Below are 24,388 nucleotides of genomic sequence, written 5' to 3' on the forward strand. Positions count from 1 at the left end.
TTCTAGTCTTTCGTGCGTGTGGTGCTGGTTGCGAGAGTGTGAAGTGAGGGTGAAACGGTTTCCTGGTAGCCGGTGGGACGGTGTGGTGCGAGCTGGCGGCTTCGCAGTACCCCGCGGGTGCTCAGAGCCAGCCCGGTCAGGGCAGTTGCCAGGGTCAGTGGCAGGCTATAGGGGGCGAGCGCTGGAATCAGCCCGATGAGGTAGGGCAGGTGGGTGACGACCAGGCAGGTGCCCACAAAGCCTCCGAGGGCGGTGGGGTTGATGCGGGTGACCAGCCAGGCGGCAACGGGGGCGGCGAGGACGCCACCGGCCAACAGGGCGAGGACGGCAAGGAGGTGTTCGGTGAGGTCCTGCCACATGCCCAGTACGAAGCCAAGGCTTGCTGCTAGGGTGACCAGAAATTCAGCGGTATTGACGGTACCTACGATGCGGCGGGGTTCGGTTTTGCCGATGCTCATCAGGGTGGAGCTGGTGACCGGTCCCCAGCCTCCCCCACCGGCGGCGTCCACGAACCCTCCGAAGAGCCCTAGGAAGCCGAGGGTCCGGGGGGTGGCGGGGGCGCCGGTGCCCCGGGCGGTTCTGCGTCCGGTTGAGAAGCGCAGAACCAGGTTGATGCCGATGAGAGTCAGAATGGTTGCCATCACCGGTTTCGCTGTTGCCAGGGAGAGGTTGGAAAGCAGGGTGGCTCCGGCAAAGGCCCCTACCGCCCCGGGCAGGCCCAGGCGTAGTACGACCTTCCAGTCGATATTGTTAAATCGCCAGTGGCTCATGCCCGATGCCAGGGTGGTTCCGAGTTCTGCCACATGAACAACTGCGGACGCGCTGGCCGGGTTCATCGCTGCAAGGGCAAGGAGCAGGGTGGTTGAGGTAGCTCCGAAGCCCATGCCGAGGCTGCCGTCGACCAGTTGGGCGAGCAGACCGCCCAGGGCGATGAGAAGTAGTTTGTTCATGGTGGTATTCGTTCTGTGTGGGGCTCTAGCGGACGAGGCCTGCGGCTAGGGTGTTGCCGTCGGCCTGGTTGATGAGCAGGAGGGAGCCTACCAGGCCGCGCCCGCTGTAGGGTTCGACGGGTAGGTCTTCTGCTAGTTGTAGGGTGACGGTAGCGATGTCGTTCAGTTCGATGGCTTCGCCGGGGTGTTCCTGGTTGGTATCGATGTCGAGCAGGGAGTCGATGGAGACCAATCGAGCTCGTACCAGGGAGGTTCCGTAGCGGAGTTTTACCTTGGCGCCGGGGCGTAGCGGGGTGTCGGCTAGCCCTACCAGGGTGGCGGTGAGTTCCCGGCTCCCCTCGGGGCGGTCGGTTCCCGCGATGAGGTCACCGCGGGATAGGTCGATGTCGTCTGCCAGGCGCACCACGATGGAATCACCGGTGGCGGCAGTAGCGACTTCCCCGTCTGCGGAGTCGATATGGGTGACGGTGCTGGTGCGCCCCTGCCCCAGGTGCACGGTATCACCAACAGCCAGGTGCCCGGCGGTAATACGGCCAGCGTAGCCCCGGTAGTCGGTGCCCTGGGGACGGATTACATACTGGATCGGTAGGCGCAGACCCAGCTCAGAGGTAGCGTCGGTGACGTCCACGGTTTCTAGGTAGCCAAGCACGGTCGGGCCTGTGTACCAGGGGGTGTTTTCGGAGGGCTCCACCACGTTATCCCCCTTCAGCGCACTAATGGGGATGACGGTAACCTCGGAGACCCCCTTCTCCTGCGCCAGAGCCGTAAAGTCCTCGCGAATCTGCTCAAAGACGTCCTGGGAGTAATCCACCAGGTCAATCTTGTTCACAGCCAGGACTACCTGGCGCACACCCAGCAGGGCTGCAACCGTCAGGTGGCGGCGGGTCTGGGTCACTACGCCGTGGCGGGCGTCCACTAAGAGCACCACAACCTGGGAGGTTGAAACACCGGTCACGGTATTGCGGGTGTACTGCACGTGACCCGGGGTATCAGCCAGAATGAAGGTGCGCTCGGCGGTTGAGAAATAACGGTAGGCCACGTCGATGGTGATGCCCTGTTCGCGTTCTGCGCGCAGACCATCAACTAGGAGCGATAGGTCAAGGCCGTCGTGGCCGCGCTCGCGGCTGGTGCGCTCGACCGCTGAGAGCTGGTCGGCCAGCACACTCTTAGTGTCGTGGAGCAGGCGGCCCACGAAGGTTGATTTGCCGTCGTCGACGCTTCCGGCGGTGCACAGGCGCAGGGTCTGACGGGTTGCAAGCTGGGCGGACGCCGGTGCCCCGCTTGCTGTCTCGATATCGGTGGGGTGGGTGAGCAGGGTCATTTTAGAAATAACCTTCCTTCTTGCGGTCTTCCATGGCGGATTCGCTTAGGCGGTCGTCCGCGCGGGTTGCACCGCGTTCGGTCAGGGTTGAGGTGGAGATTTCGGTGATAATGTCCTGTACCGTGCTGGCTTCAGACAGGACGGCGCCGGTGCAGCTCATATCGCCGACGGTACGGTAGCGTACCCGGCGGGTTTCAAGGGGTTCGCCCTTGGTGGGCCCACCCCACTCCCCTGCGGTCAGCCACATGCCGTCGCGGTTGAAGACTTCGCGCTCGTGGGAGAAATAGATGGGGGGAAGCTCGATTGCGCGGGCTCCGATGTATTCCCAGATGTCGGCTTCGGTCCAGTTGGAGATGGGGAAAACGCGGATGTTCTCGCCGGGCAGGTGGCCGCCGTTGTAGAGGTTCCACAGCTCGGGGCGCTGGCGGCGGGGGTCCCAGCCGCCGAAGGCGTCGCGTACCGAGAAGATGCGCTCTTTGGCGCGGGCGCGTTCCTCATCGCGGCGAGCACCACCAAGAACCGCGTCGTAGCCCTGCTCTTCGATGGTTTCGACCAGGGGGACGGTCTGCAGGGGGTTGCGGGTGCCGTCGGGGCGCTCCTGGAGTTCTCCCCGGTCGATCCAGTCCTGGACTTTGGCCACGCGCAGGCGGGCGCCGGTGCGCTCCACCAGGCGGTCGCGGAAGTCGATAACTTCAGGGAAGTTGTGGCCGGTATCTACGTGCAGCAGTTCAAAGGGCACGGGTGCCGGTGCGAAGGCGCGGCGGGCTAGTTCGTAGACGACAACGGAGTCTTTACCGCCTGAGAAGAGCAGGGCGACCTTGTCGAATTGCCCGGCTACTTCGCGCAGGATGTGGATTGACTCGTTTTCTAGGTCTTTGAGGTGGGGTGAAAGGGTTTCTGTTGTTGTGGTGCTCATGTGTGTAGTCCGCATTCTGTCTTGGTGAACCCGGCCCAGCGTCCGCTGCGGGGGTCCTGGCCGGCTTCAACCTTGGCGGTGCAGGGGGCGCAGCCGATTGAGGGGTAGCCTGCCTTGGTCAGGGGGTGAACGATGAGGTTCTTTTCGTCGATGTACCGGTCGGTATCTTCAAGGCTCCAGGTGACCAGGGGCGAGATCTTGAGTCTGCCGTTGGGGTCTATATCCAGTGCCGGGGTGGTGGCGCGAAGCGGTGAATCTGCCCGGCGGAGGCCGGTAATCCAGCCGGTGTAGGGGGCCATGGACGCTACCAGGGGCTCGACCTTGCGCATGCGGCAGCAGGCTGCGGGATCGGTGCCGTAGAGGTTGATGCCGTAGCGGGCGTCCTGCTGGCCCACGGTGAGCAGGGGCTTGGCTCTGACCAGGTTCTGGGGGTAGCGTTCCTCTACCTGCTGGGCCACGTCCAGGGTCTCGGGGAAGTGGTAGCCGGTATCGAGAAAGAGGAAGTCTGAGTCAGGAAGGTAGCGGCTAGCCAGTTCGGCGAGCACCGTGTTTTCCATGGAGAGGGTTACCACCAGCTTGCCCGTCACGTGTTCGTGGGCCCAGGTCAGGATTTCCTCGGCACTTGCATCGTAGAGGGCTTCGGCATAGCGATCTACGAGTTGCCGGTTGGCTTCTTTCTCGGCGTCTGAGAGCTGAGCAGGCTCAGGCGTGCCCTCCGGGCTGATAGCCGGATCTTCCAGCGCTGCGGCCGGTGAGCCGAGACCAAAGTTTTTAAAGCTCACGGGTGAGGGTTCCATAGCGCTCCTTTCATAACAGTTCTTAGGGTCGAATTGTTTGAAAGTCTAGGCTTATGGGGGCGGGGTGGTCGAGTTATTTCGGGTGCCTGGTCACGGGGCGACATTTTTACGTCATAGGTCTTCACCGGGGGTAATTTTTACGGCCCTAGGTTTGCTTGAGGCCCTTGCAGCCCACTACTGTGCACCACTGGTTGCAGGCTTACTTGTCATCTAATGAAACGTGCGTACCGCAGGTAGACCCGGGGCGTGCCACAATGGTGTTTATGCGTATTTTGTCTATTCAGTCCGCTGTAGCTTACGGCCACGTAGGTAATTCAGCTGCCGTTTTTCCCCTCCAGCGTCTTGGCCACGAGGTCATGCCCGTCAACACCGTCCTGTTCTCGAACCACACCGGCTACGGTGCTTGGCGTGGGCCGCTGATTTCGGGCGACGACGTCCGCGAGATTGTCACCGGCATCGAGGAACGCGGCGGTCTGACCGATACCGCCCTGGTGATTTCCGGCTATCAGGGTGGCTCCTCCATCGGTGATGCCATCCTCGATGCCGTCGCCAAGGCCCGAGCTGCTAACCCGGGCGTCCTGTACTCCTGCGACCCCGTCCTGGGTAATGCCACCAGCGGCTGCTTCGTCTCCCCCGAGGTGCAGGAACTGATTCGTGACCGCGTGATTCAGCACGCTGACATCATTACCCCCAACCAGTTTGAGCTGGGCTTTGTGACCGGCACCGACCCCCAGACCCTCGATGAGGTGCTTGATTCTGTGGCCGCAGCCCAGAAGATTGGCCCCCAGACTGTGCTGGTGACCAGTGTGAACACCCCAGAAACCCCGGAGGATTCAATCCAGATGCTGGCGGTTTCGGGCGATGAAGCCTGGTTAATCACCACTCCTCGCTTGCCGATGAAGGCCAACGGCTCGGGTGATGTTACCCAGGCTCTCTTTGCCTCCCACTTCGCATCGGGCAAGAGCCTGAAGGAAGCCCTTGAGCTGACCACCGCCAGTGTCTATGAGCTGCTGAAGAATACCCTGGCCTCGGGTCAGCGGGAGCTGCAGCTGGTTGAGTCCCAGCAGGCCTACGTTGAGCCTGCTGAGACCTTTGAGGCGGTAGCGGTTAAGCGCTAAGAGCGGTGAGGGCTTCGGTAGCTCTTTCAAAAGCAACTGAAGCAACTATCGCGGCGGAGGCGGCGTCTCCGGGCAGCACCAGCGGCTCGGCGACGACCGCCTTTTCTGTGCCCTGGTAAGCCTTGGTGAGTTTGCTGTGGAAGTAGCCGCGGGCCAGCAGATAGGTTGAGATGTATTCGGCCTGGTTGCTTTCCCATGCCTGCTCGATAGTGGGTTCAATGTCGGCAACAAAACCGTAGGGCACCTGCCGGCTGAGCAGGGTGCTGAAAACTTCTGCCTGATAGAGCACGGCTTCACGGCCGTCCGCCCGGGAGGAACCGGCTGCTGCCAGCGCGATATCGTCGTAGCCGTCCCAGCCTGCCTCTTCGAGGCGCTGGCGTTGCAGCTTAGCCAGGGCTGCTGAGGGGCCTAGGGCGCGGGCTACTGCGGTGGTCAGGTGGCTAGCGTCTGCCGCTGCCTGCCTCATATCGTGTTCGGTGTGGTAACCCGGTGAGAGTAGCAGGGGCAGAAGGACGGCGGTAGCCCCGGACGGTAACTCCTGCAGCACCTGCGGCAGGGAGGGTTCTTGCACATCAACGTAGGCTTCATGCACGCTGTAGGTTCCCGGTGCCTGGGCCTCGATCAGGGCAGTGAGCTGCTCACGGATGAGGTTGACGGCTTCGCGGCCCTGGGGGTTATCGGTTCCGTGGGAGGTGGCGACCAGGTGAATCATGGGGCTCCAGTCTGCTGCCTGCACAGCACAGTGGGTGGGGCTGACCCCACCCACTGTACAGCACAATCAATCGACTGGCAGATGCGTTTCTCCCGCTTTTATCGTGCTGATTCCTCCGCAAGGGGTTGGCTGACCAGTTTCTCCGCTTCCTCCTTGCTGAGAATCCGTCCGCTCAGTCCACCGCGGTCGTGCCAGGCACCACCGACCTCGATTCTGGAAGCAATGTCCAAGCCGCCAGCCTTGACGGGCTCCCAGCCACCCAGACGCAATAGGTGGGTAATGCGCTCTTGCGCTACAGGGTCGTCCGTTGCAAACAGTTGAGCAACCTTTTCACCGCTATCGGTAGTTTCTTTGCCCAGATTAGCCGCGCTCATGGTTCCCAGCGCTTTGACGAAATGAACTCCCTGAGGAAGCAGGGCAGCGTTTTGCTGGCCAGCTGAGGACCCTTCTGGGTTGGCGGAAACCGCCCGGCCATCATCAGCAACCCGGAAGTTGTTGGATGGGTCAACAACGACCTTGTCCACCAACTGTGAAGAGTGTTCCTGTAGCAACTGCTGAGTAACGGGGAACATCGTAGCGAAGACAACTGTGTCTGCCTCGTCAATGACCTGTTCGACGGTACCAGCCCGAATACCTAGCCCCAGTTCTTGGGCTGATTTCTGAGCCGACTCGAGATCTGATGCCGCAACCAGTATCTCTTCTCCCCCGCGAGCCAGGCGAAGAGCGACCTGTGAACCGATGCGCCCTGTTCCAATGATTGCTGTGGTCATCTCAAACCCCTTATTTAGTTCATTTATTGACTATTTTCACTTTACTCTCGCGCTCTTAATTTTCAACAAAAGGGGTTGGGTCGCGTCTTAATTCGACACAAGAGGAGCCCCGCCCCTAACGAAGGGAACAATTTAGCCAACAGCCTCACAATCACAACCTAGCGGTCAACAATGAAACCGCAGCGGGGCTCAGTGCTGGCGCAACCGGTGTAGACGGTCGAGCCCTCTTCCCCTAGCGGCCCGGTAATGCTGACCTGCCGTACTTCTCCACTGTCGCCCTTCCCCAGAACAAGGTAGGCTTCCCCGTCCGCATCGAGGTGTAGGCCGGCAGCGGGCTCACCGGCCTCGTCGAAGAAGGGCTGAATCTCGAACCTGGGTTTCTCCACCGGTGCGGACGGCAGGGTACCCTCCTGGCTGTACCCGGTGTCGGTGGGTGCCAGGACAACCACGGACCTATCCGTTGCTAGATAGATGTTTCCGTAGCGGTCAATATTGGTGCCGTCCTCAAGATTCCAGGCCATATTGCCCATCACGGTGTTCGTAGTAATGAAGGCGTAGGCATTGCCCAGCCCCTCATAGAAGCCGATGGGCTGGCCGTCCTGATATACGGCGTAGGCCAGTTGCATCTGAGAGGGGGCCGACCCCGGGTTCATATCCCACCCGTAGGTACGGATCTCTACCGGCCCAAGGGCGGGGTGGGTGACGTCAATGGTTTCGTAGTGGGTGCAGCGATCCAGGCAGGCGTCTTCAAGGACCTCAGGTGTGGAGGCTACCGGGGAGCTTGAGGGTGTAGAAGTGCTTACCGGTGCGGACGCAGAGGTAGAAACGGGAGCAGAGGTCTGAGCCGGCGCCTGCGCTGGAGCTTCAGCACCACCGGCGCAGGCGGCTAGGAGGGGTGCGAGGGCCAGCATTCCGAGGGCAGGACGCCAGCAGGCGGGTCGGTCGGTGAGGGCGGGGCGGGTGCGGGGGTTGCGCTTCACGGTCATCATCTCCTTTGATTGATGGTTGGTTACCGTAGTGGGCTCCCTCTTCTCATGCTAAGCATACTGGCAAGCTGTTTTCAAGAAGATGACGCGGGCCCACCCCGCCCTCTACCCGCTCTGGCTATGAGGCTGCGGCCCGCCGAATCACCTTGTACTGGGCAGCCTGGGCAACCGGTCGCATGGTGATGTGGTCCAGGTTGATGTGGTGGGGGACGTTCACGGCGAAGGTGACGGTCTGAGCAACGTCCTCAGCCAGCAGGGGCTTGTCCACGCCAGCGTAGACCTTAGCGGCAGCCTCATCCGAGCCCAGGCGATTGCGAGAGAACTCTTCAGTGTGCACCATGCCGGGGCGTACCTCAATCACGCGCACGTTGTGCTCGGCCTCTTCCAGGCGCAGGGTCTCGGTCAGGGCTCGTTCACCGAACTTGGCGGCGTTGTAACCTGCTCCCCCTTCATAGCCGGCTTCGGCTGCGGTTGAGGTCAGATTCAAAACGGTACCCTGGCCGTTCTCGCGCAGGGCTGGCAGGAAGGCTTTGACCATATTGAGGGTGCCAATCACGTTGAGCTCGAACATGGCCGACCAGCCAGCAGGGTCGGCATTCGCCACAGAATCAGCCCCAATAGCACCGCCGGAGATATTGACCAGGGCATCGAGACGACCGCCGGTTTCGCCCAAAATTTCCTGGGCGCGGTCGGCAACCGCGCCGGCGTCCGTAATATCGAGGACGACCGGGCGAACCCCGGTTGCCTGGGCCAGGCTTGCAAGGCGGTCGGCTCGGCGGGCCACGGCGTAGACCGTCCAGCCGGTAGCGGCCATGAGTTCGGCGGTAGCCCGGCCAATGCCGGAGGAGGCACCGGTCACCACGGCGATCTTACCGGCCTGGGCATCGGGGGCAAAAGGGTTTGCGGGAAGTGATGAAGTAGTCATAGCACTAGCCTAACCTGCAACATATTTTTATTCGTGAGAGAATAGGGGGCATGGCTGAAATCAACCAGGGCACAGACACGCCCGCAGAAAACACCGTAGAAATTACCGTCCCCGCGAAGCCCGGCCTCGAAGGCCTCGAAAAGAAGTTCACCGAGAACTGGGCCGCCAATAAGACCTACGCTTTCGACCCGAATACCACCCGCGAGCAGGTCTACTCCATCGACACCCCGCCGCCCACCGCGTCCGGCTCCCTGCACGTAGGTCACATGTTCTCCTACACCCAGACCGACGTGATTGCCCGCTACCAGCGCATGAAGGGCAAGAACGTCTTCTACCCCCTGGGTTGGGACGACAACGGCCTACCCACCGAGCGTCGCGTGCAGAACTACTATGGCGTACTCTGCGACCCCGCGATCCCCTACGACCCCGATTTCAAGGCTCCCGAAAAGCCCGCCAAGAACCAGCGCGACTGGCCCCGTATCTCCCGTCAGAACTTCATTGAACTGTGTGAAATCCTGGCGGTAGAGGACGAAAAGGTCTTCGAAGAACTTTTCACCACCCTGGGTCTGTCCGTCGACTGGTCCCACACCTACCGCACCATCGACGCCCACTCCCGCAAGGTCTCCCAGCTGGCCTTCCTCAACGACCTGGCCAGCGGTGATGCCTACATGGCAGAGGCCCCCACCATGTGGGACGTCACCTTCCGCACCGCGGTTGCCCAGGCAGAGCTGGAAGACAAGGAACGCCCCGGCGCCTACCACCGTATCTCCTTCCACCGCGAGAACGGTGAGAAGGTCTGGATTGAGACCACCCGCCCCGAGCTGCTGCCCTCCTGTGTTGCCCTGGTCGCCCACCCCGACGATGAGCGATACAAGCCCCTCTTCGGCACCAAGGTCACATCTCCCCTCTTTGGCGTTGAGGTCGAGATCAAGGCTCACCCCCTGGCCCAGCCCGACAAGGGTGCAGGTATCGCCATGATTTGTACCTTCGGCGACACCACCGACGTCACCTGGTGGCGCGAGCTCCAGCTGCCCACCCGTGCCCTGATTGGCCGTGATGGCCGCTTCGCCACCGACACCCCCGAGTGGATTACCTCCGCCGAGGGCCGCGAGCGCTACGAGCGCATGGCAGGTGCCACCGTGTTCACCGCCCAGAAGACCGTCGTTGAGATGCTGGTTGAAGCCGGTGAAATGGATGGCGACCCCAAGCCCATCACCCACCCGGTTAAGTTCTACGAAAAGGGTGATAAGCCCCTCGAAATCGTGGCCTCCCGCCAGTGGTACATCCGCAACGGTGGCCGTGACGCCGACCGCCGCGACGCCCTGGTTGAACGTGGACGCGAAATCACCTGGCACCCCGCCTTCATGCGCTCCCGCTACGAGAACTGGGTCGAGGGCCTCAACGGCGACTGGCTCATCTCCCGCCAGCGCTTCTTCGGCGTGCCCTTCCCCATCTGGTACAAGCTCGACGCCGACGGCGAACCTAACTACGATGAGCCCATCGTCCCCAGCGAAGATATGCTGCCCGTTGATCCCGCGTCGGACGCCGCCCCCGGCTACACCGAAGACCAGCGCGGCGTGCCCGGCGGCTTCATCGCCGACCCCGACGTCCTGGACACCTGGGCCACCTCATCGCTGACCCCCCAGATTGCCACCGGCTGGGCCGTGGACGAGAACCTGCACAAGGTCACCTTCCCCATGGACCTGCGCCCCCAGGGTCACGACATCATCCGCACCTGGCTCTTCTCCACCGTGGTTCGCTCCAACTCCCTGGAGAACTCTGTGCCCTGGACCGATACCGCCCTTTCCGGCTGGATCCTGGACCCGGACCGCAAGAAGATGTCCAAGTCTAAGGGCAACGTCGTGGTCCCCAACGAGGTTCTGGAAAAGTACGGTTCGGACGCCGTTCGCTACTGGGCTGCCAGCGCCAAGCTCGGTGCCGATACCGCCTACGACGAGGCCCAGATGAAGATTGGTCGCCGCCTGGCCATCAAGCTGCTGAACGCCTCCAAGTTCGTACTCGGCCTGGGCGCCACCGCCAACTCGGTCATCACCGACCAGGCTGCCGCGGGCGTCCTGACCAACGAGCTGGACCGCTCCCTGCTAGCCCGTCTCGCTGCCCTCGTTGACGAAGCCACCGCCGCTTTTGAGAACTACGAGTACGCCCGTGCCCTGCAGATCTCAGAGACCTTCTTCTGGCACTTCACCGACGACTTCGTAGAACTCATCAAGGACCGTGCCTACGGCAACGTCGGCGAAGCAGAACAGGCCTCCGTCCTGGCCGCTCTGGCTACCACCCTCGATGCTATGCTGCGCCTTTTCGCCCCCTTCCTGCCCTTCGTCACCGACGAAATCTGGTCCTGGTGGCGAGCAGGCTCAGTGCACCGCGCCCCCTGGCCCACCACCGACGGCTTTGCCGCCGCGGTTGCGGACGCCGACCCCGCAGTCCTGCCCACCGTAGCAGCTGCCCTGGGTGGTCTACGCAAGGCGAAGTCAGAGGCCCAGGTCAAGCAGCGCACCGAGGTCGAAACCGCAACCATCACCGGTTCAACCGAAGACATCACCCGCATTCGCGGCGGTCTCGGCGACCTCAAGGCAGCAGGTAACGCCCGCGACCTCACCCTCACCGAAGCAGAGGGCGAGCTGGCCGTCACTGACGTTGTGCTGATTACCGAAGAAGAAAGCTAATGTTACTGGGCCTGCATACCCCCTAGGCGGCTAACCTTCTTGAGCTCGCGCTGGGGCGCTCGCTCAATTCATGCCAGCCCCAGCCCGCCACCTGTGGGGGTATGCCGGCCCCAACAATGCTGCACATCAAAAGATTAGGCCCGGTTCCAGAGCTTCTGGAACCGGGCCTTATCGTAAATTCAGTGACAGGGTATAAAGTGCCCGCCCGCTACTACTTTTCGGTGTTGAAAATCGGGCCGACGTTGCGGGGGCGCTTGATTTCAAAGAAGCCGGGGTAAGAGGCTAGGGCCACCGCGCCGTCGAAGACCTTGGCGGCTTCTTCACCGGTGGGAGCCGGTGACATCACGGGGCCAAAGAAAGTCACACCGTTGATGCTCATCAGGGGCACGCCGATATCGTCGCCACCGGCTGAGTCCAGGCCAGCACGTGTGGACGCGCGCATCTGCTCATCGTACTCTTCGGTAAAGGCAACCTGGGCAAGCTCAGCAGGTAGGCCCACCTCAGCCAGGGCAGCCTCGATAGCCTTCTCGAAGTAGGTGCCCTCCTTATTCTTCTGGTGGTGGATCTGCTCGCCCAGGGCGGTGTAGAGCTCATCGAGTTTCTCCTGGCCATATTGCTCTGCTACGGCGGTAGCCACGCGGGCAGGGCCCCAGGTGTTGTCGATGTGCTTGCGGTAGCCCGGGTCAAGGTCGCGGCCTTCATTTAGGACGGCGAGTGAGAAGGGGTGCCAGGTGACAGCAACATCGCGCTGGGTCTCAACCTCTTTAATCCAGCGGGAGGTCATCCAGCACCAGGGGCAGGTAGGGTCAAACCAAAAATCAACGGTATTTTCAGCCACGGGTTGTCCTTTCAATCAGGGGTGGGATACAAGAGCCCGCTGCCAGCGCGCAGAGGCACCGACAGCGGGAAAGACTTTTAGGCAGATTTTTTCTCGGGGGCTTCGAGCACCAGAATGGGGTCCTTCTCCCCCGCTACAACAGCCTCGTCAATAATGACCGAGGTGACATCTGAGCGGCTGGGTACATCGAACATGACAGGCTGCAGAATCGACTCCATGATGGAGCGCAAACCGCGGGCGCCTGTATCTCGCTCAACAGCCTGGCGGGCAATAGCTGCCACGGCGGCGTCCTCAAAAATCAGCTCAACCCCGTCGAGGGCAAACATGCGCTTGTACTGCTTGACCAGGGCGTTCTTAGGCTCGGTCAGAATCCGCTTGAGGTCAGACTCGGTGAGCTTACCCAGGGTTGCCAGTACGGGTAGGCGGCCAATAAATTCAGGGATCAGACCGAACTTGAGCAGATCCTCGGGCATGAGCTTGGTGAGAATATCGCTCTCTTTAGCGGCCTGGTCAATAGATGCGCCAAAGCCGATGCCCTTGCGGCCCACTCGCCCGCCCACAATCTCTTCGATACCGGCAAAAGCACCGGCGACGATGAAGAGGATGTTGGCGGTATTAATCTTGAGGAAGTCCTGCTGGGGGTGCTTCCGCCCGCCCTGCGGGGGAACAGCTGCCTCGGTGCCCTCAAGAATCTTGAGCAGGGCCTGCTGCACACCCTCACCCGATACATCTCGGGTGATGGAGGGGTTGTCGGCCTTGCGGGAAATCTTATCGATTTCGTCGATATAGATAATGCCACGCTGGGCCTTTTCAATATCACCGTCAGCAGCCTGGATGAGCTTGAGCAGGATGTTTTCAACGTCCTCGCCCACGTAGCCAGCCTCGGTCAGGCTGGTGGCGTCGGCAACGGCAAAAGGTACGTTGAGTTTCTTAGCCAGGGTCTGGGCCAGGTAGGTCTTACCCGAGCCGGTGGGGCCAACCAAGAGAATATTAGACTTGGCAATCTCTACGTCTTCGCCCTCGGTAGCCAAAAGCTCCTTGGCCTCAAAGGCAGGGCTCTGCTGGGCCCGAATACGCTTGTAGTGGTTGTAAACGGCAACAGATAGAGCACGCTTGGCGGCCTCCTGGCCAATCACGTACTCCTGCATGTGGTCAAAGATTTCACGCGGGGTGGGGAGCTCTTCAACGGCACCCAAATCTTTCACATCGGCGAGCTCTTCTTCGAGAATCTCGTTGCACAGTTCAATGCATTCATCGCAGATGTAAATGTTGGGGCCGGCGATCAGTTTACGAACCTGTCGCTGGTTCTTCCCACAAAATGAGCATTTGGGAAGAGTGGTGCTATCGCCTAGGCGAGCCATAGACCCTACCTTTCCTTGGGTTCCTCTACCTAATCTACCGTGAAAACCTGCCTAGCCCAACATGTGACGGTTCAAGCAAGGTTACGTCTTTATGACTTAACAGTTAAACCGGGCGGGCTATTCCTTCTCTACCGCTTGGCAGACAGAAGGACGCCGCCCCTGCCCTTCCCTGCCTTGGGGCAGGTGGGGCGGAAGGCGGCGTCCGCACCGAGTCTGAAGGTGAGCAGTGCTTAGTCGTGCTTCTCGGCGGTATTGAAGGAGGGCTTGACGGCCTTGCGGGATTCAAGCACCTGGTCAACGATGCCGTACTCAAGGGCACCCTTAGCGGTAAGGATATTATCGCGCTCGATGGACTTATCGACCTCTTCAAAGGTCTTGCCGGAGTGCAGGGCCAGGGTCTGGGCGGTCCACTCGCGCATACGCATAACCTCGTTAGCGTGGATCTCAATATCAGAAGCCTGGCCACCCTGCTGACCCGAGAGGGCGGGCTGGTGAATCAGCACGCGGGCGTTGGGCAGAGCAAGGCGCTTACCGGGGGTACCTGCTGCCAGCAGGACGGCGGCAGCTGAGGCAGCCTGGCCCAGGCAGACGGTCTGAATTTCGGGGCGGATGTACTGCATGGTGTCGTAGATAGCAGTCATCGCGGTGAAGGAGCCACCGGGTGAGTTGATGTAGAGGGTGATGTCGCGGTCGGGGTCCTGGGACTCAAGTACCAGCAGCTGGGCCATGATGTCGTCAGCTGAGGCGTCGTCGACCTGCACGCCCAGGAAGATGATGCGGTCTTCAAAGAGCTTGGCGTAGGGGTCCTGGCGCTTGTAGCCGTAGGGGGTGCGCTCTTCGAAGTTGGGGAGCACGTAGCGGTCGGTGGGCATACCGGCAGGTGCGGTTGATGAAGGAAGGTGAATCATTCGTTTCTCCTGTAAAAAGTTCTGTGCCGGTTTACTTGTCGGTGGCGCTGGTGGCCGGGCCGATCTTGTCGAGAATCTTGTCGAAGAAGCCGTAGGCCAGGCCTTCTTCGGCGGTGAACCAGTTGTCGCGGTCGTTATCGCGCAGGATGGTTTCAACGGTCTGGCCGGTGCGCTCTGCGGTGATTTCGCTCAGGCGCTTCTTCATGTCGAGAATCAGCTGGGCCTGGGTGCGGATGTCGGAGGCGGTGCCGCCGATGCCACCGGAGGGCTGGTGCATGAGGATGCGGGCGTTGGGGGTGGCGTAGCGCTTACCGGGGGCACCTGCGGTGAGTAGGAACTGGCCCATGGAGGCTGCCATACCGGTGACGACGGTGACAACGTCGTTGGGGATCAGCTGCATGGTGTCGTAGATGGCCATGCCCGCGGTGACGGAGCCGCCGGGTGAGTTGATGTAGAGGTAGATATCTGCCTCGGGGTCTTCAGCTGAGAGCAGCAGGAGCTGGGAGCAGATACGGTTGGCGTTGGAGTCGCGCACCTCGGAGCCCAGCCAGATGATGCGTTCCTTGAGCAGGCGGTTGTAGACGTAGTCGTCCTGGCCGCCCATGGGGGTTTCCATGGCGGGTGCCTGGTGTGCTTCAGGGATGAAGGACATGTGTTCCGCTCCTTGTGTCGGTTGCAGCACCCGCGCGGACGCCGGTGCCAAAGATTTGCTTGACACTTAGGTTATCGCTTTTGGGGCTCCAAAAATTGCCTTTTGCCCCTCAGTTCGCTGTTGGCATGTGCCCGCTACGCTGTGAGCAAGAGCGAGCGGGCACGGGGCCTAGTGGTAGCAGGCGATGGGACCGTTGGGGCCCTGGATCACCTGGATGGGGGTGTTGAAGATATCGGTGAGCAGGTCATCTTGCATGATCTCTGCAACGGTTCCGAAGCGGGCTAGTTTGCCGTCCTTGATAGCGCAGATGTAGTCGGCGTAGCGGGCGGCGAAATTGATGTCGTGCAGTACCACGATGATGGTGCGGCCCAGGGTGCGGGCGGCGTTGTGCAGGTGCTGCATCATCTGCACAGAGTGGGAGATATCGAGGTTGTTGAGGGGCTCATCAAGAAGTACGTAGTCGGTTTCCTGGCAGAGCACCATGGCTACGTAGGCCCGCTGCCGCTGGCCGCCTGAGAGTTCATCGAGGTAGCGGTTTTCGAGGGTGGTGAGGTTAAGGAAGTCGATGTAGCGGGAGATGATCTCTTCGTCTTCAGCGGTGAGTCGGCCCCCGGTGTAGGGGAAGCGCCCGAAGCCCACCAGCTGGCGCACGGTGAGTTTGGTGACGAAGTGGTTTTCCTGCCGCAGAATCGAGACGACTTTGGCCAGGTCTTTGGACTTGGTGGTGGCCACATTCAGGCCACCGATTTCGATGGTGCCTGCGTCAATATCGAGTAGACGGCCCACCATGGTGAGCAGGGTGGACTTGCCGGCACCGTTAGGGCCGACCAGGGCGGTGATTCCGCCTGCGGGCAGTTGAACATCGACCGGGCCGATGTTGGTTTCACCGGAGTAGCTTTTAGCGACCTGGTGGAGGGTGATCATAGTTTGCCCTTTCGAAGAATCACGATCAGGAAGGTGAGGCCACCGATGAGCTCGATGATAATACCCACCACGCCCTGGGCTGAGAAGATGTGGTTCATGATGAAGTAGGAGACCGCCAGAATGGCAAAGGAGAGCACGGTTGCCATGGGGAAGAGGTAGCGGTGGTCGTAGGTGTCGGCGAACTGGTAGGTGAGGGTCGCTACCAAGAAGCCGAGGAAGGTCAGCGGGCCGACCAGGGCGGTGGAGACCGCCATCATGATAGCGACGATGACCAGCACGATAATGGATTCGCGGCGGTGGTTAATCCCCAGGTTGGTAGCCGCGGGTGCGCCCAGGGAGAGAGCGTTGAGGGTGCGGGACTTTGCGTAGAGCACCGCAACGCTCAGGACGACTAGTGGCAGGGCTGCCGGGTAGTAGGCGGGGTCGGCGTTGTTGACCGAGGCAAAGAGGCGGGCGGTCAGAATATCGAACTCGCTGGGGGTCAGCATACGCTGCATGAAGGTTGAGACTGACCCCAGTCCCCCACCCAGTACCACACCGACCAGGAGCATGACGTGCATGTTGGCCCGTTTGCCGGTCAGCAGCCAGGAGTAGAGCAAGAGACTCAGGGCCACCATCATGACCAGCTGGAAAATAAAGGTGTCGAGGGTGCGGGCAGCAATCAGCCCGGCGGCCCCGGCGAAATAGATGGTTGCTGTATGAATCGCGGCGTAGAGGGCCTGAAAGCCCAGAATACCGGGGGTGATGATGCGGTTGTTGGTCACCGTCTGAAAAGCCACCGTTGCTACAGCCTGGCAGACAGCGGCTACAGCCATCGCGATCAGGGCGTTGGAGCGGCGTTCAGCAATGAGCCACCACTTGTGAGTGCCGGTCTCAAAGGGGTTGGCGTAGGCCAAGAGCCCAAAGGCTGCCAGCGCAGCTGCAGCGGTGAGCGCTGCCAGGAGCACCCAGTAGGTGCGGGCAGCAGCCGGGGTCTTGAAGGCCCCAGCGCTACGGGAGGTGCCTGCCCTGCGGGAGGCGGGGCGGGCGTCCGCACCGGCGCTCATCACGGGCAGGGCGGACGCACCCACCCGGCTTTCTTTACTTGCCTGCTGATACACGGGGCCGCCCCTTCACAATCAGACCAATAAAAACAAGAGCACCCACGATACCCAGAATCACCGACACCGGGATTTCGAAGGGGGCGATAATAGTGCGCCCAATCAGGTCGCAGATAGTCACGACCCCGATACCGGTCAGGGCAACCCAGGGTAGGTTAGAGCGCAGGTCATCACCGCGGAACATGCTGACGATGTTGGGAACAATTAGTCCCAAGAAGGGCAGGGACCCAACCACCACGGTCACCACACCGGTGGCGATAGCAATCAGGACGGTACCTACCAGCATAATCTGGGCGTAATTGAGCCCTACGTTCGTGGCGAATTCCTGGCCCAGGCCGGCAACGGTCAGACGGTCGGCATACCAGAAAATGACGGCGACCACCAGGAGCACCAGCCAGAGCACCTCGTACTGCCCCTTAATCACAGACGTAAAACTGCCCGCGAACCACACACCAAGGTTCTGCAGCAGGTTGGTCTGGAGGGCAAAGAAGGTGGTGAAGGCCGAAACAACGGCACCCAGCATCATGCCCACGATGGGAACAATCAGGGATGACCTGAGTGAAACCCTGCGCAAGAAGAGGAAGAAGACCATCGACCCGATAAAAGCAAAGACGATTGCCGCCGTCATCTGCTGCAAGAGGTTTGCTGCCGGGAAGAAATAGAGCATAAAGAGCAGGCCCAGACTTGCCCATTCGGTGGTACCGGTGGTGGTGGGTTCCACGAACTTGTTCTGGGTCAACATCTGCATCACAAGCCCGCACATGGCCATGGCTGCCCCGGCCAGCACCAGGGCAATGGTTCGAGGTATGCGGGTGATGGCAAACATGGCAGCGCCGTCAGCCTTGTTGAAGATGTCGTACTCCCCCGTGAACAAGGAGAGCACGAGCAGGGCAACAATTCCCAGGCTGGCTAGCAGGAATTTGCCGCTGACCAGGGAATTCCTGGTGCGGCTAACTCGGGTGGTTTCGGTGGTCGTCATAAAAGCCCTCAAGGAGTCACCCCGCCGCGAGGGCAGGATGACTCCTTTTTCATCGGTTATAGGGTCTCAGCCGGTGCCTTACTTGGCGGCTTCGAACTTATCGGCAAGATCATTGAGGATCTCGGTGTAGGTGATGATGGATTCGTTGGTGTAGGTATCAGCCGGAGCGTAGGCGATCTGGTCCTTGGTGATTGCGGTGACGTTGGCCAGGGCTGAGCTACCGGCGATGACGTCTGCGGCAGCGGGTGAACCTTCATCGGTGCTGGTGCCAGCATCGCGGTCAAGAACCAGCAGCCAGTCGGGGTTGGCTTCTGCGATAGCTTCAACCGAGATATCGTCACCCTGGTGGTTGTCAGAGGAGCCTTCAACTTCGAGGGCGGGCTTGAGACCCAGCATGTCGAAGACGGGGCCGTAGGTGCGGCCGATGGAGGGGGCAATGTAGCCGATTTCGCCGCCGGAGACGTTGACGGCCATAACGGTGGATTCGCCGTCGTAGGCGGCCTTAGCGCGGGCTAGAGCAGCATCGAAGTCTGCGATGAGCTGGTCGGCTTCAGCCTGCTTGCCGAAAACCTCGCCCAGTACGGTGACCTGGCGCTTGAGCTCTTCGTCAAGGGGATGGCCGTCACGGGGTTCAAGTTCGAGAATGGCGGCCTGGGGGTTCAGTTCCTTGATGGCGTCGTAGTGCTGGGAGAAGCGCTGACCGTTGACGATCAGGTCGGGCTCTTCAGCAGCGAGCAGCTCCAGGTTGGGCTCGCGGTGGGTTCCGATATCGGTGATGGAGGAGTCGTTCTTGTAGGTCTCGACGGTTGCAGGAATCAGGGTGATGGGGGCTGCCACCAGGTCAACACCCCAAGACTCGAGAACCTCAAAGGTGCGGTTATCGGTTGCGGCGACCTTCTGAGGGGGAACGGTCACAGTGACCTCACCGTAGTTATCGGTGACGGTAACGGTGCCAGCTGACTGGCTGGCAGAAGCTGAGGTGGACGCGCTGGATTCAGAGGATGCGTCGGTGGTGCCCGCGCCACAGGCGGTGAGCGCCAGTGCTACAACGGAGGTGGCTGCGAGCAGGGAGATACGGTTGGCCTTCACGGGTTTTCCTATATCTGTTCGTGGTGTGTACTTGGTAGGCCTCAACATCTTGTAAGGCTTGACTTACCTAAGATTAGTTAGCCCCACCTTACTTATCAACCTCAAAACCCCTATTACGAAATATTTTTTTAACTTATTTGCTGTATTTGACTTCCAATCACCCAGGTCATCCTCTTTTAGGCAGTGGACGCCGGCGCCCGCGTCCGCCTTTTCCCACGGGTTTTCCCCGCAGGCAGCACAAAGCCCCCACAAGAACCCAATCAGGGCCTTGCGGGGGCTTGTGCTAGAAAAGTTTTAGAGCCTCAAGAGGCAAAAACTTATTCGGCTTCTGCGGTCTCACCCAGGAAAGAGGAGAGGTCAACGGCCTTGCCGTCGGCGTCCTTAACCTCAGCCTGAGCCAGAACAGCTGCCAGAGCCTTTGAACGGCGAACCTCGCCAACAATCATGCCGGACTGGCCTGAGCCGTCGAGCATCTGAGCGAACTGGTTGGGGTCCATGCCGTACTGCTGGCTCATGGTGATGATGTAATCGATGAGCTCAGCCTGCTCGACAGAAACTTCTTCCTTCTCAGCAATAGCGTCGAGGATGATTTCGTTCTTGAAAGCACGCTCGGTGTTCTCGCGAACCTCTGCGCGGTGCTCTTCGGTGTCGTGGTCATCGTCCTGGCCGGGAGCGTTAAAGTGCTGAGCCAGCTGGTCTTCAATAACCTTCTCGGGAACGGGGATTTCAACCAGTTCAACCAGAGCATCAAGAACCTTGTCGCGTGCTTCTGCACCCTGCTCGGCAACCTTGGAATCAGCAGCCTGCTTCTTCAGGTCTTCCTTCAGTTCAGCAATGGTGTCGAATTCTGAAGCCAGCTGAGCGAAGTCGTCGTCAGCCTCGGGCAGCTCGCGCTCCTTCACAGCGGTGACCTCAACCTTAACGGTTGCTTCTTCGCCTGCGTGCTCGCCACCGGCAAGCTTGGTGACGAAGGTGGCGTCCTCGCCAGCGGAGAGACCGAGAACAGCCTCGTCCAGACCGTCCAGCATGGTGCCGGAGCCAACCTGGTAGGACAGGTCGTTAGCAGCGTCAACCTCTTCACCGTCAATTTCAGCGGCGATGTTGATGGTCAGGAAGTCCTCGTCAGCTGCAGGGCGGTCAACAGCCTTCAGAGTGCCGAAGCGGCCGCGCAGGGCATCGAGTGCCTTCTGCTCGTCTTCTTCGGTAACCTCTACGCTGGCAACCTCAACCTTGATGCCTGAGTAGTCAGGCAGTTCGATCTCGGGGCGGACGGTGACCTCAATGGTCAGCTTCACGTCAGCTTCGCGGTTGCCCTCTTCAGGCTTGGACACAATATCGAGCTCGGGCTGTGCCAGGGGGGTCAGCTCGTTCTCAGCGAGAGCCTGTGAGTAGTAGCTGTTCAGAGCATCGTTCAGAGCGTTCTCGACAACAAAGTCAAAGCCTGCACGCTGATCGATGAGAGCCTTGGGGGTCTTGCCCTTACGGAAACCGGGAACCGAAATCTGGTTAGCCAGTGACTTGTAGGTACGGTCAAGGTAGGTCTTGAACTCAGCGAAGGGAACCTCGACCTCAATCTTTGCGAGGGTCGGGTTGATCTTCTCGACGGCAGTCTTCACGTCCGTTGATCTCCTGATAACTTGATTGGAACCGCCACCCGGAAAAGAGTGGGGCTAGATATAACGTTCTATAGAAAAACCCGCCGTTTCCGGCGGGTCGTTCTATTTCACGTCGGGGTGACAGGATTCGAACCTGCGATCTCCTGCTCCCAAAGCAGGCGCGTTAGCCAAGCTACGCCACACCCCGATTTGCACGGAAGGCACCACCCAGTTTAGCGGTTCCAGCTCCCAAAACCTAACTCGCACCCCGATTACGCCCAGGGCGTGTTGAGAAACGCCAGCGCCACCCTGATTTGACAAGGCCCCGTTCGACCAGGTTTACTGGAATACGTCCACAACGCTGGGCATCCCATTCGGGGATGTAGCTTAATGGTAAAGCCTCAGTCTTCCAAACTGATTACGCGGGTTCGATTCCCGTCATCCCCTCTCACGCGGCTGTAGCTCAATGGTAGAGCGCACGCTTCCCAAGCCTGATACGCGGGTTCGATTCCCGTCAGCCGCTCGCTATCGCTCGGGACTGGCGGAAGTCATTCCAGCACCTCTTGAGTGCTCGTTCACTCGCACCCGGTGCTTCCATCCCGTCAGCCGCTCGCTTCACGGTCACTCTTCGGAGTGACCGTTTTTGCTTCCCTAGAAAAAACGGCGAGCAATAGGAGCAGGCGCGTCCAACAGCTCCACTAGGTCGCGCACCTTCACTGTACCCCGCGGCAACTTCTGACCACGGCGATGCCGGTTAACCCAGGCAGCCTGCAGGCCCGCCCGAGCCGGGGCGGCGACGTCCGCAATATAGTTATCGCCCACATGCACCGCAAAAGCCGGGTCCACCTCCAGCTGGGCACATACAAACCGGAATAGGTATGGGTCGGGCTTACTCATGCCCACCCGCTCCGAAGAAAACAGGGGCATATCGTGCAGACCAATAGCATCAAGCTTCTTCTGCTCAGTCAGCTGAGAACCGTTAGAGATCACCGCCACCTGCAGATGCCCAAACCTGCGGCCGAGCTCCTCAAAAAATCGATCAACCTCAGCAAAAGGAGCCCAGGCCTTTCGGGTTTCCTCCTGTAGGGTCACCAAAAACTTCTGAGCCCGGTCAGCGCTCTGCTGCTCCCCGGTCATCAGGTGCAAGAGACTCGACGTGCGAAACAGGCGATTTTCGTCAAAAACCTGCTCACCGGCCAAATAGCGCTGAAAATCCTCGCGCTGAATATCGGCCCAGGCCTGGAAGTAGCTCTGAGTGTCATCAATCTCCCCCTCAAAGCCAAACTCCCGAACAGCCCGGTTAAAACCCACCGCGGTTGCCGTATCGCTATCGAGCAGGGTGCCATCTAGGTCGAAGAGCACCAGGTTGGCCTGCCCTAGCAAGTATCCGGTATCGCGCATAGTAGCCCTTCGATGTCATGATGGCTTTTTCCTCTTCACAAGCATAACCTTTCACACTCGAGCCCCCTCCCCTAATATTGGGGTATATAACCGTACTTTTTACCGCAAGGTTGATTTCTTCATGGCTTTAGCACCCCTATCTGCTCGATTCATTCCGGTGAGCGCCCTGCTCGCTACCGGCGTCCTAGCACTTGTAGGCTGCGGGAGCAGCCAGACCACCGCTACCCCCGCTGAAACTGACGCTAGCACCACAAGCAGTGCGACCACTGCCCCGTCCGAAAGTAGCACCCCCAGCCCCACCGCTGAGCCAACAACAGAAACTGCCAGCGCAGAACCTTCTGCGGTTGAGACCGCAGCACCCTCCCCTAGCGCCACGGCACTGACTCCCCCGGTCAACGACGGCTTTACCATCGACCCGGTTTCTCTAGTGACCACCGATCTCGTCACGGGAACCCCGGTGGCTGACGCAGCAGCTTATAGTTTTGCAGCTGCCGACCAGCCCTCTGTCGTCTTCCAGACCCCAGACCCCCAGGTAGCCTGCCTGATGCAGACCTACGGTGTATTTTGCATGACCGATGACTCAAAGAACTGGGTCTTGCAATCGGTATCAATGGGGCCCGGTGATACCCAGCCCCGCACGGTGCAGGCCCGCGGGCGGGCTGCCACACACGACTGGTTCAAGACCAACACGGTACTGCCCGAGGGGCAGTCCATCAGCTGGATGGGCATGACCTGCACAACCACAGGCCCGGTGAGCGTACAGTGCACCGACGGTACCACCGGCTTTAACCTCTCTGACCTAGCAGACCGCTAGAGCACATCAACGAGAACGGCCCCCGGTAATCACCGGGGGCCTTATGTGTATCGTTTGACTGTGTAGCTAGGCTAGTTACCTAGTGCTGGCAGCCCGGGCACCAGTAGAGCTTGCGCCCGGCAACTTCTTCCAGCGCAATCGTTGCCCCGCAGCGGGGGCAGGTCTGGCCCTGGCGGTGGTACACGTAGTTAGCGTGATCAGGCCAGGCCTCGGTTTCCAGGATGCCGGGCCTGTCGGCGGGCTCGGTGGTGATGATACGACCTACACGCACACCAATTTCCAACAGGTGCTTGTTATCGTTCCAGAGGGCTTCAAGCTGCTGGCGGCTGCATTCTTTAGCCGGGGTAAAGGGGTCGATGCCGGTGCGGTAGAGGGATTCTGCGCGGAAGATATTTCCTACCCCCGAGATGGCCTTCTGGTCCATAAGAACCACACCGATAGGCCGACTGCTCTTGGCCGCCGCAGTGTAGAAGGCAGCCGGGTCGGCGTCCTGGTTGAGGGGGTCGGGGCCCAGTTTTGCGCGTACTTCCTCCACTTCCTCGGGAGTGAGGGTTCGGCAGATGGTGGGGCCCACCAGGTCTGCCCAGCCGTGCTCTGAAACCAGGCGGACGCGGGTGGTCGGCCGGGGTGCAGGAGGTTCAGCGGAGAGTTCAGTCCGGTGGTCCTCTTGCTCACCAATTTTACGGGGAGCACCAATCGAGGAGGCCCCCGTAAAGTGCTCATCTCCACCGAAGGTGAAGGCACCGTAGATTCCCAGGTGGACGTTGAGATAGAGCTCGTTGGAGAAACGGGCGAAGAGATGCTTACCGTGGGCGAAAGCCGAGTCGAAGGTATGGCCGTCGAGCAGGGCGGCGCCGTCCGCAAATCTTCCCTGGGGGCTGGTGACCGCCAGCTGGGCACCGGCAAAAACGTCGGTGAGCTGGCGGGCCAGGCGGTGGATTGAGTGCCCTTCTGGCATTAGTTCTCGTAGCTGTCGATCTGCTTACCGGCGATGGCGCCGGTCTGCTCGTATTCGGCCATCTGGCCGATGCGGCGGGCGTGGCGCTCTTCGTTGGTCCACTCGGTGGTGAGGAAGACCTTGATGATCTCGAGGGCTTCTTCCTTGGTGTGCTGACGTCCGCCCACCGCCACAACCTGGGCGTTGTTGTGCTCACGGGCCAGGGCTGCGGTGTCGTGGTTCCACGCAAGTGCCGCACGGATACCTTCGACCTTGTTAGCTGCCATCTGCTCGCCGTTGCCGGAGCCACCCAGCACAATACCCAGGGAATCCAGTCCAGCTGCACGGTCTGCACGGACGGCGAGCGCCGCGTTAATGCAGAAGCTAGGGTAGTCATCGAGAGCGTCATATTCAGCGGGTCCATGATCGACCATCTCGTAGCCTGCCTCGGTGAGTTTTTCGATGAGGTAGTGGCTAAGTTCTAGGCCTGCGTGGTCGGTTGCGATGTGTACACGCACGGTGTCTCCTTTGGTCGTGGTGGGTGGGGGCCGGTTGACCGCACTGAAATTTAGTTATGTGAATCACTGGTGAGCACATAGAATTGGGAG

Annotated in this window: 23 protein-coding genes and 3 tRNA genes; 5 read left to right on the top strand and 21 right to left on the bottom strand. The window is 60.4% G+C overall.

Annotation, left to right across the window (positions count from 1 at the left end; translation table 11 throughout):
* Positions 1-2: 2 nt before the first annotated feature.
* The 4 genes from L6758_RS02710 to L6758_RS02725 are packed head-to-tail and all read right to left on the bottom strand — an operon-like array spanning position 3 to position 3,984.
* Complete coding sequence (locus L6758_RS02710; RefSeq protein ID WP_237205331.1) at positions 3-950, bottom strand: sulfite exporter TauE/SafE family protein; 948 nt, start codon at positions 948-950, stop codon at positions 3-5.
* A gap of 25 nt (positions 951-975) precedes the next feature.
* Positions 976-2,271, bottom strand: coding sequence for a sulfate adenylyltransferase subunit 1 (locus L6758_RS02715; RefSeq protein ID WP_237205332.1), 1,296 nt, complete (start codon positions 2,269-2,271; stop codon positions 976-978).
* 1 nt (position 2,272) lies between these two features.
* Entirely contained in the window at positions 2,273-3,202 is a 930-nt protein-coding gene (gene cysD, locus L6758_RS02720) for a sulfate adenylyltransferase subunit CysD (RefSeq protein ID WP_237186148.1), read from the bottom strand.
* Positions 3,184-3,984 carry a phosphoadenylyl-sulfate reductase gene (locus L6758_RS02725; protein ID WP_237205333.1) on the bottom strand — a complete coding sequence of 267 codons (801 nt, stop codon included), beginning with the start codon at positions 3,982-3,984 and terminating at the stop codon, positions 3,184-3,186. The genes cysD and L6758_RS02725 overlap by 19 nt, the downstream gene beginning before the upstream one ends.
* A 263-nt stretch (positions 3,985-4,247) precedes the next feature.
* Here L6758_RS02725 and pdxY point away from each other — a divergent pair, with 263 nt between their 5' ends.
* Complete coding sequence (gene pdxY, locus L6758_RS02730) at positions 4,248-5,102, top strand: pyridoxal kinase PdxY (RefSeq protein WP_237199399.1); 855 nt, start codon at positions 4,248-4,250, stop codon at positions 5,100-5,102.
* On the opposite strand, the gene L6758_RS02735 is transcribed toward pdxY, so the two are convergent.
* From L6758_RS02735 to L6758_RS02750, 4 genes are all read right to left on the bottom strand, one after another.
* The gene (locus L6758_RS02735; RefSeq protein WP_237211788.1) at positions 5,092-5,814 is read right to left on the bottom strand and encodes a sirohydrochlorin chelatase; all 723 of its coding nucleotides are present in this window, start codon (positions 5,812-5,814) and stop codon (positions 5,092-5,094) included. The two genes, pdxY and L6758_RS02735, sit on opposite strands and share 11 nt — an antisense overlap.
* 98 nt (positions 5,815-5,912) lie before the next feature.
* Positions 5,913-6,584: an NADPH-dependent F420 reductase gene (locus L6758_RS02740; protein ID WP_237194012.1), complete on the bottom strand. Its 672-nt coding sequence runs from the start codon at positions 6,582-6,584 to the stop codon at positions 5,913-5,915.
* A gap of 158 nt (positions 6,585-6,742) precedes the next feature.
* A complete protein-coding gene (locus L6758_RS02745; protein ID WP_237205335.1) occupies positions 6,743-7,564 on the bottom strand; it encodes a hypothetical protein in 822 nt (273 codons plus the stop codon).
* Between the two features lie 124 nt (positions 7,565-7,688).
* Entirely contained in the window at positions 7,689-8,495 is an 807-nt protein-coding gene (locus L6758_RS02750; RefSeq protein WP_237205336.1) for an SDR family oxidoreductase, read from the bottom strand.
* A gap of 50 nt (positions 8,496-8,545) precedes the next feature.
* On the opposite strand from L6758_RS02750, the gene valS reads away from it, so the two are divergent.
* Positions 8,546-11,182, top strand: coding sequence for a valine--tRNA ligase (gene valS / locus L6758_RS02755; protein ID WP_237205337.1), 2,637 nt, complete (start codon positions 8,546-8,548; stop codon positions 11,180-11,182).
* Between the two features lie 211 nt (positions 11,183-11,393).
* Here the strand turns inward: valS and L6758_RS02760 are convergent, their stop codons facing one another.
* The 10 genes from L6758_RS02760 to L6758_RS02805 all read right to left on the bottom strand — a co-directional run bounded on the left by L6758_RS02760 (position 11,394) and on the right by L6758_RS02805 (position 20,836).
* Positions 11,394-12,020: a mycothiol-dependent nitroreductase Rv2466c family protein gene (locus tag L6758_RS02760; protein WP_272878353.1), complete on the bottom strand. Its 627-nt coding sequence runs from the start codon at positions 12,018-12,020 to the stop codon at positions 11,394-11,396.
* 77 nt (positions 12,021-12,097) lie between these two features.
* Entirely contained in the window at positions 12,098-13,381 is a 1,284-nt protein-coding gene (gene clpX, locus L6758_RS02765; RefSeq protein WP_135011138.1) for an ATP-dependent Clp protease ATP-binding subunit ClpX, read from the bottom strand.
* A gap of 230 nt (positions 13,382-13,611) precedes the next feature.
* Positions 13,612-14,289, bottom strand: coding sequence for an ATP-dependent Clp protease proteolytic subunit (locus tag L6758_RS02770; protein ID WP_185174588.1), 678 nt, complete (start codon positions 14,287-14,289; stop codon positions 13,612-13,614).
* Positions 14,290-14,320: 31 nt separating this feature from the next.
* Entirely contained in the window at positions 14,321-14,941 is a 621-nt protein-coding gene (locus tag L6758_RS02775; protein WP_272878736.1) for an ATP-dependent Clp protease proteolytic subunit, read from the bottom strand.
* A 168-nt stretch (positions 14,942-15,109) separates the two neighbouring features.
* On the bottom strand, positions 15,110-15,865 hold the full coding sequence (locus tag L6758_RS02780; protein ID WP_237186140.1) for an iron ABC transporter ATP-binding protein: 756 nt from the start codon (positions 15,863-15,865) through the stop codon (positions 15,110-15,112).
* Positions 15,862-16,965 carry an iron chelate uptake ABC transporter family permease subunit gene (locus L6758_RS02785; protein WP_237205338.1) on the bottom strand — a complete coding sequence of 368 codons (1,104 nt, stop codon included), beginning with the start codon at positions 16,963-16,965 and terminating at the stop codon, positions 15,862-15,864. The genes L6758_RS02780 and L6758_RS02785 overlap by 4 nt, the downstream gene beginning before the upstream one ends.
* The gene (locus tag L6758_RS02790; RefSeq protein ID WP_237205339.1) at positions 16,946-17,944 is read right to left on the bottom strand and encodes an ABC transporter permease; all 999 of its coding nucleotides are present in this window, start codon (positions 17,942-17,944) and stop codon (positions 16,946-16,948) included. Before L6758_RS02790 ends, L6758_RS02785 begins: the two co-directional genes overlap by 20 nt.
* 78 nt (positions 17,945-18,022) lie before the next feature.
* Positions 18,023-19,033, bottom strand: a complete 1,011-nt coding sequence (locus L6758_RS02795; RefSeq protein WP_237205340.1) for a siderophore ABC transporter substrate-binding protein — start codon at positions 19,031-19,033, stop codon at positions 18,023-18,025.
* Positions 19,034-19,350: 317 nt separating this feature from the next.
* Positions 19,351-20,649 carry a trigger factor gene (gene tig / locus L6758_RS02800; protein WP_237205341.1) on the bottom strand — a complete coding sequence of 433 codons (1,299 nt, stop codon included), beginning with the start codon at positions 20,647-20,649 and terminating at the stop codon, positions 19,351-19,353.
* A 112-nt stretch (positions 20,650-20,761) separates the two neighbouring features.
* Positions 20,762-20,836 (bottom strand) — tRNA-Pro (locus tag L6758_RS02805).
* Positions 20,837-21,004: 168 nt separating this feature from the next.
* On the opposite strand from L6758_RS02805, the gene L6758_RS02810 reads away from it, so the two are divergent.
* Positions 21,005-21,075 (top strand) — tRNA-Gly (locus tag L6758_RS02810).
* Positions 21,076-21,080: 5 nt separating this feature from the next.
* Positions 21,081-21,151, top strand: a tRNA-Gly gene (locus L6758_RS02815).
* Between the two features lie 128 nt (positions 21,152-21,279).
* On the opposite strand, the gene L6758_RS02820 is transcribed toward L6758_RS02815, so the two are convergent.
* Entirely contained in the window at positions 21,280-22,029 is a 750-nt protein-coding gene (locus tag L6758_RS02820) for an HAD family hydrolase (protein ID WP_237205342.1), read from the bottom strand.
* A 121-nt stretch (positions 22,030-22,150) separates the two neighbouring features.
* On the opposite strand from L6758_RS02820, the gene L6758_RS02825 reads away from it, so the two are divergent.
* Entirely contained in the window at positions 22,151-22,843 is a 693-nt protein-coding gene (locus L6758_RS02825) for a hypothetical protein (protein WP_237205343.1), read from the top strand.
* A 79-nt stretch (positions 22,844-22,922) separates the two neighbouring features.
* Here the strand turns inward: L6758_RS02825 and L6758_RS02830 are convergent, their stop codons facing one another.
* Both L6758_RS02830 and L6758_RS02835 read right to left on the bottom strand, forming a co-directional pair.
* A complete protein-coding gene (locus L6758_RS02830) occupies positions 22,923-23,801 on the bottom strand; it encodes an Fpg/Nei family DNA glycosylase (protein WP_237205344.1) in 879 nt (292 codons plus the stop codon).
* Positions 23,801-24,298: a ribose-5-phosphate isomerase gene (locus L6758_RS02835; protein WP_237194042.1), complete on the bottom strand. Its 498-nt coding sequence runs from the start codon at positions 24,296-24,298 to the stop codon at positions 23,801-23,803. Before L6758_RS02835 ends, L6758_RS02830 begins: the two co-directional genes overlap by 1 nt.
* Positions 24,299-24,388: the final 90 nt, after the last annotated feature.

Source organism: Rothia nasimurium (genome assembly GCF_928382285.1).
GTDB classification, from domain to species: domain Bacteria; phylum Actinomycetota; class Actinomycetes; order Actinomycetales; family Micrococcaceae; genus Rothia; species Rothia nasimurium_E.